8 protein-coding genes are annotated in these 11,656 nt (G+C 69.1%); 5 read left to right on the top strand and 3 right to left on the bottom strand.

The annotated features are described in order from the left end of the window. The first annotated feature begins 54 nt into the window (after nt 1–54). The 5 genes from hpnC to AAAZ40_RS10210 are packed head-to-tail and all read left to right on the top strand — an operon-like array spanning nt 55 to nt 7,766. A complete protein-coding gene (gene hpnC / locus AAAZ40_RS10190; protein WP_476660260.1) occupies nt 55–972 on the top strand; it encodes a squalene synthase HpnC in 918 nt (305 codons plus the stop codon). After that, entirely contained in the window at nt 969–2,111 is a 1,143-nt protein-coding gene (locus AAAZ40_RS10195) for an efflux RND transporter periplasmic adaptor subunit (RefSeq protein ID WP_476660261.1), read from the top strand. The genes hpnC and AAAZ40_RS10195 overlap by 4 nt, the downstream gene beginning before the upstream one ends. Nucleotides 2,112–2,133: 22 nt before the next feature. After that, complete coding sequence (locus tag AAAZ40_RS10200; RefSeq protein WP_476660262.1) at nt 2,134–5,280, top strand: efflux RND transporter permease subunit; 3,147 nt, start codon at nt 2,134–2,136, stop codon at nt 5,278–5,280. Between the two features lie 43 nt (nt 5,281–5,323). Beyond that, entirely contained in the window at nt 5,324–6,190 is an 867-nt protein-coding gene (hpnD, locus tag AAAZ40_RS10205) for a presqualene diphosphate synthase HpnD (protein WP_476660263.1), read from the top strand. Nucleotides 6,191–6,239: 49 nt separating this feature from the next. Further along, complete coding sequence (locus AAAZ40_RS10210; protein WP_476660264.1) at nt 6,240–7,766, top strand: hydroxysqualene dehydroxylase; 1,527 nt, start codon at nt 6,240–6,242, stop codon at nt 7,764–7,766. Between the two features lie 52 nt (nt 7,767–7,818). Here AAAZ40_RS10210 and phbB read toward each other — a convergent pair whose 3' ends face one another. The 3 genes from phbB to AAAZ40_RS10225 are packed head-to-tail and all read right to left on the bottom strand — an operon-like array spanning nt 7,819 to nt 11,577. Further along, a complete protein-coding gene (gene phbB / locus AAAZ40_RS10215; protein ID WP_476660265.1) occupies nt 7,819–8,556 on the bottom strand; it encodes an acetoacetyl-CoA reductase in 738 nt (245 codons plus the stop codon). Nucleotides 8,557–8,593: 37 nt separating this feature from the next. After that, a complete protein-coding gene (locus AAAZ40_RS10220) occupies nt 8,594–9,772 on the bottom strand; it encodes an acetyl-CoA C-acetyltransferase (protein ID WP_476660266.1) in 1,179 nt (392 codons plus the stop codon). A 41-nt stretch (nt 9,773–9,813) separates the two neighbouring features. Beyond that, nucleotides 9,814–11,577, bottom strand: a complete 1,764-nt coding sequence (locus tag AAAZ40_RS10225; RefSeq protein ID WP_476660267.1) for a PHA/PHB synthase family protein — start codon at nt 11,575–11,577, stop codon at nt 9,814–9,816. Nucleotides 11,578–11,656: the final 79 nt, after the last annotated feature.

Below are 11,656 nucleotides of genomic sequence, written 5' to 3' on the forward strand. Positions count from 1 at the left end.
ACACGCACCGTGCATGACACGCACCGAGCATCCGGGCGCGGCATAATCGATCCGATGGCAAACCCTGTGCATGGTGTGGCGCACTACGAAAACTTTCCGGTGGCGTCGTGGTTGTGTCCGCCGGCCTTGCGTGCGCCGGTGCGGGCCATCTACGCCTTTGCGCGCTGCGCCGACGACATTGCCGACGAGGGCAACGCCAGCGCAGCGCAGCGCCTGCTCGAGTTGCAGGCTTACCGCGCCGAGTTGCTGGCCGCGGTGGCACCGGCTGCAACGCCGGCTGCGGGCGGCTGGCGCTGGCCGCACATCATGCCGGCGCTGGCGCAGCAGGTGCACGCCTGGCAGCTGCCGCAAGAACCGCTGCTGCACCTGCTCGATGCCTTTGAGCAAGACGTGCGCCGCACCGCCAACGGCCAGTGGTACGCCGACTTGCCCGAGCTGCTGGGCTACTGCAGCCGCTCGGCCAACCCGGTCGGGCGCTTGCTGCTGCACCTCTATGGCGTGCGCGACGAGCGCTCGCTGCAGCAGAGCGACGCCATCTGCAGCGCGCTGCAACTGATCAACTTCTGGCAGGATCTGAGCCTCGACCTGCCGCGCCAGCGCCACTACCTGCCCTTGGCTGCCCTGCAACGCCACGGGGTGGCACTGGCCAACCTGCACCCCGGCGCCGCTGCCCAGCCGCAGGCGCAAGCCATGGTGCTGGAACTGTGCGCGCACGCCCGCGCCCTGATGGGCCAGGGCGCCCCGCTGGCGTGGCGCCTGCCCGGCCGCGTCGGCTGGGAACTGCGCCTGGTGGTGCAAGGGGGGTTGCGGATTTTGGACAAAATAGAAGCCTTGGGGGGCCGCACCTGGTGCCAGCGACCGCGTCTGCGCGCCCCCGACGCCCCGTTGCTGCTGTGGCGTGCGCTGTGGCGGCCCGCCGCCGCCCTGCCCCCGCCCCCGCCTTTTGCGCCCCATCAGGAAAACGCCCCATGAACCGCCGCCCAATCGCCCCGCGCATGCAGGCGACCCTGCCCACGCGGGCTGCCTGGCCCATGGCCGCCACCACGCTGGCTGCGGTCCTTGGGTTTGCACTTCTGAGCGCCAGCCCGGCCCTGGGCCAAACCGCAGGCAGCCCAAGCCCCCAAACAGCCCCCGCCGCGGCCGCCAGCGTGCAAACCGCGCGCCTCGACAGCGTCTGGCTGCAGCCCGAGCGCAGCGCCGCCGCCACCGTGTTGGCGCGCAACGAGTCGCGCCTGAGCGCCGAAGTGGGCGGGCGGGTGCTGAGCTGGGGCGCCGATGTGGGCGCCACGGTGCGGCGCGGCGATCTGCTGCTGCAAATCGACCCCACCGACCACGAACTGGCGCTGCAACGCGCCCAGGCTGGACGCGACGCCGCCGTGTCGCGCTTGCAGCTGGGGCTGGCGCAGTTGCAACGCGCCCGCGACCTGGTGGCGCAAGGCTTTTTCTCCAAGGAAGCGCTGACGCAGCGCGAAACCGAGGTGGCGCTGCAGCAGGCCGATCTGGCCAGCGCCGAAGCGCAGCTGCGCAGCGCCCGGCGCCAGCTCGAGCGCACCCGCGTGCTGGCCCCTTTTGCCGGCACCGTGGTGCAACGCACGGCGCAAGTGGGCGAAACGGTGGCACCCGGCACGCCGCTGTTCGTGCTCGCCGAAAGCGGCGCCGCCGAGGTGCAGGCCCACGTGCCGCCGGCCGAGGTGCCGGGCTTGCGCCGTGCCGGGGCGTGGCAGTTCCAGCCCCAGGGCAGCGCATTCGTGCACCCGCTGCGCTTGCTGCGCGTGAGCGCCACCGTGCAGGCCGCCAACCGCACCCAGGCCGTGCGCCTGGGCTGGGCCCATGACGCCCTGGGCACCGACCCTGGCGCGGCCACAGGCACTGCGCCGCCGGGCAGCAGCGGCGTGCTGCGCTGGCGCGACCCACAGCCCCACATCCCGGCGGCCCTGATGGTGCGCCGGGGCGAAGCGCTGGGCATCTTCGTGCGCCAGGGCCAGCAGGCGCGCTTCATCAGCCTGCCCGGGGCACAGGAAGGGCGCGCTGCGGCCACCACCTTGCCCCCCGACACCCAAGTGGTGGTGCGCGGGCAGGCAGCGCTCACCGACGGCCAGGCCCTGAACTGAAGCGCACCCCCGCCTGCAGCCCATGAACTTCTTGCGCTCCCTGCTCACCAACCACCCGCTGGCCAACATCGCCTTCGTGGTGGTGATTCTGCTCGGCCTGCTCAGCTACCTGAGCATGCCGCGCGAGCAAGACCCGGAAATCAACTTCAACTGGGTCACCATCACCACCACGCTGCCCGGCGCCAGCGCCGAAGACATCGAGCAGCTGGTCACCAACCCGCTCGAGGACGCCATCGCCGGCGTCCCGGACGTGCGCTTCGTCACCTCGACCTCGCGCGAGACCGTATCCAGCATCTTGGTGCGTTTTCACGAGATCAGCCCGCGCGTGTTCAGCCAGCGCATGAACGATTTGCGGCGCGAGATTCAAAACGCCGCCACCGCCGAACTGCCCCCCGAAGCCAACGACCCGCGCGTGATGGAGATCACCTCCTCGAGCGGCTTCCCCACCGCCACCGTGCAACTCATCGGCTTGGCCAACGACGAAACGCTGCGCCTCAACGCCCGCCGCATCCGGTCCGACATGGAACGCATCACCGGCATCGACCAGGTCTTTGCCTCGGGGTTGCGCGACCCGGTGATCCGCGTCAGCCCCGACCCGATGGCGCTGGCCGCACACCAACTCACCGCCACCGACGTGGCCGACGCGCTGCGCCTCTGGTGGCGCGACAGCGCCGCCGGCACCCTCAAGACCGAAGGCGGCGCCTGGTCGGTGAGCGTGCGCGGGGTGGTGCTCGACCCCTCCGAGCTCGCCAGCTTGCCGGTGGCCGCTGCCGGCCGCCCTGGCGTGTCGGTGCGCCTGGGCGACGTGGCGCGCATCGAACGCGACCGCGCCCTGGCCGCGCAACTGGCCTCGGTCAACGGCCAGCCGTCGATTTCGATGCCCTTCACCAAAACCGCCGGCACCAATACCCTGGAACTGGTGGATCGGGTGCACGCCTACATCGCGGCACAAAACCCGACGCTGGCGCTCTACGGCCTGCGGCTTGAACTGAGCGACGACCAGACTGTGCCCACGCGCGAGGCCATCGGCATCATGCAGACCAACGCGCTCTACGGCATGTTGATGGTGCTGGCGGTGTGCTGGCTGTTTCTGGGCTCGCGCATCGGCGCGCTGGTGGCGCTGGGCATTCCGTTTTCGCTCATGGGCACCTTTGCCCTGCTGGCGCCGCTGGGCCATACGGTCAACATCTCGGTGCTGCTGGGGGTGGTGATCGCGCTTGGCATGCTGGTCGATGACGCGGTGGTGGTGGCCGAATCGATCTACTACCGCATGGAGCGCGGGCACAAGGCCTTGCAGGCCAGCCTCGATGGCATCACCGAAGTCTGGAAGCCGGTGCTGGCCTCGGTGGCCACCACCATGGCCGCTTTCATGCCGCTGATGCTGCTGCCCGGCATCGTGGGCGACTTCATGTTCATCATCCCGTTCGTGGTCACGCTGGCGCTGGCGATCTCGCTCATCGAAGCGTTCTGGATGCTGCCGGTGCACGTGCAACTGGTGGGCGGGCGCTTCGAGCGGCCGCCCTCGCGCGTGCAGCGCTGGCGCAACGCCTTCAACCGCGGCCTGCGGCTGCGCTACACGCAGTGGCTGGCCTTCGTGCTGCGCCGCCCCAAGCGCTTTTCGGCGCTGGCCCTGGCGGTGATCGGGCTGGCGGGGCTGTTGTACGCCGTCGGGGTGGTGCGGGTGCAGTTCTTTGCCTTCGACCCGATCCGCGCTTTCTACGTCAACGTGGACATGCCCGCCGACGCCACGCTGGAGCAGACCATGGCCGTGACCGAACAGGTGGAGCAGGCGGTGCGTGCGCGCCTGCAAGGCGTGGGGCCGGCCGCACAAGGGCACGAGGCGCGCTCGGTCTCGAGCACGGCGGGGCTGATGTTCACCGACACCGAGCCGGTGTATGGCGACAACTTCGGCCAGATTTTTGTCTCGCTCAACCCGCGCACGGGCGACGCGCGCGAGGTGCAGGAGGTGGTCGAGGCCATGCGCGCCGACATCGAGGGCCTGGACACGCCGGGCGAGCAGAGCTTCTTCATCTTCACCGGCGGCCCGCCTACGGGCATGCCGATCAACATCCGGGTGCGCGGCGACGATTTCGACGAGATTCAACGCGCCGCCGAAGCCATCAAGGAACTGGTGCGCGCCATCCCCGGCACCCAAGACGTGCAAGACGACAACCTGCCCGGCCGGCCGCTGCTGCAACTGCGCCTGAACCACGAGGCCATGCGCGAGCTCGGCCTCAACGCACAGCAGGTGACGCGGCTGGTGCGGCTGGCGGTGGATGGCGAAACGGTGGCCTTTACCCGGCTGCAGGGCGACCGCATCGAGCTCAAGGTGCGCAGCAGCTCGGCGCTGGGGCTGCGGCCCGACCCGGACGCGCTGCTCAACGAACCGGTGGCGCTGCCCAACGGCCAGATCGCGCGCCTGGGAACCCTGGTCGAGGTGCAGGTGCTGCCGGGACGCGGGGCCATCCGGCACTACAACCTGCGTCGCACCATCACCGTGCAGGCCAACCTGGACCGCGAACTGACCGACACCCGTGAGGCCAACCTGCAGGTGAAGGCGGGTTGGGAACGCATCCGCGCCCAGCACCCGGGCATCGACCTCGACTTCACCGGCGAGCTCGAAGACATCGAAGAAAGCCTGGACGCGATGGGGGTGCTGTTCCTGTTCGGCATCGGCCTGATCTACCTGATTCTGGCAGCGCAGTTTCGCAGCTACTTCCAGCCGCTGATGGTGCTGGTGGCGGTGCCGCTGGCCTTTGCCGGGGTGGCTTTTGGGCTGGCGCTCTCAGGCAATCCGCTCTCGCTCTACACCCTGTACGGCGTGATTGCGCTGGGCGGCATCGCGGTCAATTCGGCCATCGTGCTGATCGATGCCGCCAACGAGCGACTGCGCGCCGGCATGAGCGTGTTGCACGCCACCCTGTACGCGGCGCGGCGGCGCGTGGTGCCGGTGCTCATCACCAGCAGCACGACCATCGGCGGGCTGGCCTCGTTGGCTTTGGGCTTGGGCGGCGAGAGCCTGCTGTGGGGGCCGGTGGCGGCCAGCATCGTCTATGGGTTGGCATTTTCGACCGTGCTCACGCTGTTCGTGGTGCCCTTGCTCTACCACGCCTTCATGCGCCACTCGCACCTGAGCCGGGCAGGCGCGGCTGACCCTGCTCAGGCCTAGCAGCCCCACGTCGCCAGCCCCCGCCAGCCAGCCGCCCCCGACCATGACGCCGCAAGCCTACGCTCAGCAGAAAGCCGCCGCCTCGGGCAGCAGTTTTTACTACGCCTTTTTGTTCTTGCCGCCGTCCCAGCGCGCCGCCATCACCGCCTTTTACGCCTGCTGCCGAGAAATCGACGACGTGGTGGACAAGGTCCACGACCCGGCGGTGGCGCAGCTCAAGCTGCACTGGTGGCGGCTGCAGGTGGCGCGCTGCTTCGACACCGGCCACGGCGTGCCCGAACACCCGGCGCTGCAGGCGCTGCAACCGCACTTGGCGACCTACGGCATCGAGGCCGAGCACCTGCTGCAGATCATCGACGGCTGCCAGATGGATCTGGAGCAGTCGCGCTACCTCGACTACCCCGGCCTGCAGCGCTACTGCCACCTGGTGGCGGGCGTGGTGGGCGAGGTGGCGGCGCGCATCTTTGGCCAGAGCGCGGCCCAGACCACGGCCTACGCGCACCGCCTGGGGCTGGCGCTGCAGCTGACCAACATCATCCGCGACGTCGGCGAAGACGCGCTGCGCGGGCGCATCTACTTGCCGGTCAACGAGTTGCAGCGTTTCGAGGTGAAGGCGCACGAGCTGCTCAAGCGCGGCCAAGGGGCCGAACCCGGTTTTGAGGCACGCTGCACGGCGCTGCTGCAATTCCAGATAGCGCGCGCGCTCGGCGTTTATGACGAAGCGCTGGCGCTGCTGCCCGCTGCCGACCGGCGCGCCCAAAAACCCGGGCTGATGATGGCCAGCATCTACCGCCGGCTGCTGCAGCAGATCGCCACCGATCCGCTGCGCGTGCTCACGCAGCGCGTGCGCCTGACGCCACTGACCAAGTTTTGGCTTGCCTGGAAGGTGCAGGCACTGGGGCGGCTGTGAGGCCAGGCCGCAACCGCACCCCCTTGGGCCAGCGGCCATGAGGGCGCGCATGCTGATCGTCGGCGGCGGCTGGGCCGGCTTGGCAGCGGCGGTGCGCGGCTGCGAATTGGGTTTTGCCGTCACGCTGCTGGAAGCCACGCGCACCTGGGGTGGGCGCGCGCGCACGCTGGCGCGCCATGGCGACGCCGCCAACGCCTCGAGTGCGCCATCTGGCCCTGGCGCTGAGCCGGACACCGATGGCGCTTGCGCAAGCCCGAACGGCGCGCGGCTCGACAACGGCCAGCACATCCTGATCGGGGCCTACACCGCCACCCTGGGGCTGATGCAGCGCCTGGGGCTGGACCTGGGCGCGCACCTGCACGCCATGCCGCTCGATCTGCGCTTTGCCGAAGGCGGCGGGCTGGCCACACCCGACTGGGCGCTGCGCTGGCCGGCCCCGTTCGACACCCTGGCCGCGCTGCTGAGCGTGCGCGGCTGGAGTTGGGCCGAGCGTCTGGCCCTGCTGCGCTGGGCAGCGCACTGGCAGCGCGCCGGATTTGTGTGCGCGCCGCAGCTCAGCGTCGCCGACTTGTGCGCCGAGTTGCCCGAGCGCGTCTGGCACGAGCTGATCGAACCCTTGTGCGTGGCCGCGCTCAACACCCCGGCGCAAACCGCCAGCGCCCAGGTGTTCCTGATCGTGCTGCGCGACGCCCTGCTCGGCCGCGGCCACCCGCCTTGGCGCGCGGCGCAACTGCTGCTGCCGCGCAGCGACCTGGGCGCGCTGCTGCCCGGCCCCGCCGTGCGCTGGTTGCAACAGCGCGGCGCGGTGGCCTTGGCGGGCCAGCGCGTGCTCAGCCTGGAGCGCGTGGCTGCGGGCATGGTTGGGGGCGTGAATGGCGCAACAGCAGCCGCCACCCCAAGTGTTGCGGCTGGCGGTTGGCGGCTGACGTGCAGCAGCGGCCAGGTTTTCGAGGCCGAACACGTGATCCTGGCCACCCCGGCCAGCGCCGCCACGCGCCTGCTCGGCACGCTGCCGCCCGACCAAGCAAGCGCCCAGCTGCACGCCTGGCGACAGACTGCACAAGCGCTGCAGCACCAGGCCATTGCCACCCTGTACGTGGGCGGCGTGCTGAGCCGCCCCTGGCCCAGCGCCCACCCCATGCTGGCCTTGCGCAGCAGCGCGCAGGCTCCGGCGCAGTACGCGTTTCGGCGCGACCGGCTGCTGGGCGCGCCCGGCAGCGCCAGCGGCTGCCCCCAGGGTTGGGTTGAACTGGCGCTGGTCGCCAGCGCCTGTGACGGCAGCCAGAGCGAACTGCAAACCGTGCTGCTGCAGCAAGCGCAGCACGCGCTCGGCCTAGAGCAGGCGCAGGTGCGCCAGTGCGTGATCGAGCGCCGCGCCACCTTTGCCAGCACGCCTGGCCTGACGCGCCCCGCCGCCGCCCTCGGGCCCGGGCTGTGGGCAGCGGGCGACTATGTGAGCGGCCCCTACCCGGCCACCCTCGAAGGCGCGGTGCGCAGCGGCGAGCAGGCGGCGGAAGGGGCCGCGCAACAGGCCGCCAGCGTGCGGGCAGCGCAGGCGCACCCAGCCAGCGACTGACCCGAACCCGCGAGCGCCGCCGCACCCGCAGCGGCCCGCGGACGCGGGCGCTTCAGCCCATGTGCAGGCCGCCGTTGCAGCTGAAGTCGGCGCCAGTGGTGAAGCCCGAGTCTTCGCCCGCCAGCCAGGTGACGATGGAGCCGATTTCCTCCGGCGTGCCCAGGCGCTTGACCGGAATCGTGGCAACGATCTTTTCCAGCACGTCGGGGCGGATGGCGCGCACCATGTCGGTGCCGATGTAGCCTGGGCTGACGGTGTTCACCGTCACGCCCTTGGCCGCCACTTCCTGCGCCAGCGCCATGGTGAAGCCGTGCATCCCGGCCTTGGCGGCCGAATAGTTGGTCTGCCCGGCCTGGCCCTTCTCGCCGTTGACCGACGAAATCTGGATGATGCGGCCCCAGCCGCGCTCGACCATATCGGGCAGCACCTGCTTGGTGACGTTGAACATGGAAGTGAGGTTGGTGGTGATCACCGCGTCCCAGTCTTCTTTGCTCATTTTCAGGAACATGCGGTCGCGCGTGATGCCGGCGTTGTTGACCAGCACGTCGATGGGGCCGTGCTCGGCCTTGGCCTTGGTGAAGGCCTCGACGGTGGAGTCCCACTCGCCCACATTGCCCACGCTGGCGTGGAAGGTGTAGCCCAGCGCAGCCTGTTCGTCGATCCACTTCTGGTGGTCGCGCGTTGGGCCGCAGCCGGCGATGACCTTGAAGCCCGCCTTGGCCAGGCGCTGGCAGATCGCGGTGCCGATGCCGCCCATGCCGCCGGTGACGTATGCGACTCTTTGATTCATTTCAGGCTCCTCTGTTTGATTGGTGAAAAAACGCGTTTCAGCGCTCGACGGTGAGCGCCACGCCCATGCCGCCGCCGATGCACAGCGCGGCCAGGCCTTTTTTGGCGCCACGGCGCTGCATTTCGTGCAGCAGCGTGACCAGCACGCGGCAGCCCGAGGCTCCGATCGGGTGGCCGATGGCGATGGCGCCGCCGTTGACGTTGACCTTGGCCGGATCGACCCCGAGCCCGAGGTTGACCGCACAGGCTTGCGCCGCAAAGGCTTCGTTTAGTTCGAACAGATCGACGTCGCCCACGCCCCAGCCGGCGCGCGCCAGCGCTTTTTGCGAAGCCGACACCGGCCCCATGCCCATCACGCTCGGGTCCAGCCCGGTGGTGGCGTAGCTGCGCAGGGTGGCCAGCGGCGTCAGCCCCAGCGCCGCCGCCTTGGCCGCCGACATCACCAGCACTGCGGCAGCGCCGTCGTTGATGCCCGAGGCGTTGCCTGCCGTGACGGTGCCGGCCTTGTCAAAGGCCGGGCGCAGGCCGGCCAGCGCCTCCTGGTTGCTCTTGCGGTTCAGGTATTCGTCGCTGTCAAAGACCAGCGGATCGCCTTTTTTCTGTGGGATCAGCACCGGCACGATCTCGTCCTTGAACTTGCCGGCGTCTTGGGCGGCAGCGGCCTTTTGCTGGCTGCCCAAGGCCAGCGCGTCCTGCATCTCGCGTGTGATGCCGTGCGCCTTGGCCACGTTTTCGGCCGTGATGCCCATGTGGTATTGGTTATACACGTCCCACAGGCCATCGACGATCATCGAATCGACCAGCTTCCAGTCGCCCATGCGCTGGCCATCGCGGCTGGCGGGCAGCAGGTGGGGGCTGGCGCTCATGTTTTCCTGGCCACCAGCGATCACGATCTCGCTGTCGCCGGTGGCGACGGCTTGCGCCGCCAGCATCACCGCCTTCAGGCCCGAGCCGCAAACGGCGTTGATGGTCATGGCCGGGGTCTCTTTGGCCAGACCGGCCTTGAGCATGGCCTGGCGCGCCGGGTTTTGGCCCACGCCAGCGGCCAGCACCTGGCCCAGAATCACTTCCCCGACCTGCTCGGGTGCCAGCCCGGTGCGCTGCAACAGCCCCTTGATCACAGCAGCGCCGAGCTCGGGCGCGCTCACCTTGGCCAGGCTGCCGCCAAACTTGCCCACGGCGGTGCGGGCGGCGGCAACGATGACGATGTCTTGCATGTTTGCTCTCCTGTTGCGGTTGAAGTGAAAAATCTGTGGCTTCAGGCCTTGACCTTGACGTAACGGCCCGGCGCCGGCTCGATGGCTTTGTATTTGCGGCTGCCGTAGCCCTTGGGCGCGGCCACCAGTTCGCCGGCATGGCCCTTGAGCCACTCGGCCCAGTCCGTCCACCAGCTGCCGGGGCGCTCGGTGGCGCTGGCCAGCCAGTCATCGAGCCGGGGCGGAAAGTGCTCGGATGAGCCCACCCAGTGGCTGCGCTTGCCCTTGCTGGCCGGGTTGATGACGCCAGCGATGTGGCCCGAGGCCCCCATCACGAAGCGCTTGGGGCCGGGCAGGTGCTGGGTGCTGGCGTAGGCGCCGCCGATGGGCACGATGTGGTCTTCGCGCGAGCCGTAGATATAGACCGGGATGTCGATGCGCCCCAGGTCGATGGGCTGGCCACAGACCGTGACCGAGCCCGGCTTGCAGAGGCGGTTTTCCAGGTAAGTGTGGCGCAGGTACCAGGCGTAGTAGGGGCCGGGCAGGTTGGTGCTGTCGGAGTTCCAGTACAGCAGGTCAAAGGGCGGCGGGGTTTCGCCCTTGAGGTAGTTGCCCACGACGTAGTTCCAGACCAGATCGGTGGGGCGCAGAAAGCTGAAGGTGGTGGCCAGATCGCGCCCCGGCAGCAGGCCACCCTGGGCAAACTGCTGCTCGCGCAGGCTGACAAAGTTTTCGTCGATGAACACATCGAGCACGCCGGTGTCGGTGAAGTCGAGGAAGGCGGTCAGGAAAGTGGCGCTGGCCACCGGCTGCTCACCGCGCGCCGCCAACACCGCCAGCGCCGTGCCCAGCATGGTGCCGCCGACGCAAAAACCGAGCGCGTTGATCTGTTCGGCGCGCGTGATCTCGCGCACCACGGCGATGGCCTTGATGATCGCGTCCTCGATGTAGTCGTCCCAGGTCTTGTGGGCCAGCGCCGCGTCGGGGTTGCACCAGCTCAAGACGAAGGTGCTCATGCCCTGCTCGACGGCGTAGCGCACCAGCGAATTGCTGGGTTGCAAGTCGAGGATGTAGTACTTGTTGATGCACGGGGGTACCAGCAGGAAGGGGCGCCGGTGCACCTTGGCGGTCAGGGGCTTGTACTGGATGAGCTGGAACAGCTCGTTCTCGAACACCACCTGGCCCTCGGTGGTGGCGACGTTTTTGCCGACCTCGAAAGCGCTCTCGTCGGTCATCGAAACGTGGCCCTGCTCGAGGTCGTGCAGCAGGTTCTGTATGCCCTTGCTCAGGCTCTCGCCTTGGGTTTCGAGGGCTTTTTGCTGCGCCTCGGCGTTGAAGGCCAGAAAGTTGCTGGGCGCGCTGGCTTCGATCCACTGCAACACCGCAAACTGGATGCGCGCACGCGTTTTGGCGTCGGCCTGCACGGCATCGGCCAGCGCCATCAGGGTGCGGGCGTTGAGCTGGTAGGCCGCGGCGGCGTAGGCCGACAGCGGGTTGCTGCTCCAGGCTGGGGCGGCAAAGCGTTTGTCCTGGGGCGGCTTGACCTGCAAGCCTTGGCTCCAGAGCTGCGCCAAGTCTTGGAGGTATGCGCTCTGAATTTGCAGCAACCGCGTGGGTTCGATCTGCACCGGGTGCCCCGCCACTTTGGCGAGCATTTCGCTCAGATCGACCCCGCCCGCAGGCGCAAAGGGAGCGGCATTCGGGGCCGCTCCGGGCACTGGAGCGGCGGCGGTGGGGCTGGGCTGCAGCATCTGAGCCCAGTATTGCAGCGCCGACTGCTGGAGTTGCTGCGCGGTTTGCAGCCAAGGGTTTTGGGGGGTGTTCATGTAACGCTCCTGGTTTCGATCCGCTGCGCCCCGAGCGCTGGCACCAGGCCGCTAGGCGCTACAGTTGGCGTGGCAAGGT

The sequence above is a fragment of the Serpentinimonas sp. SMBJO2 genome, assembly GCF_056341105.1.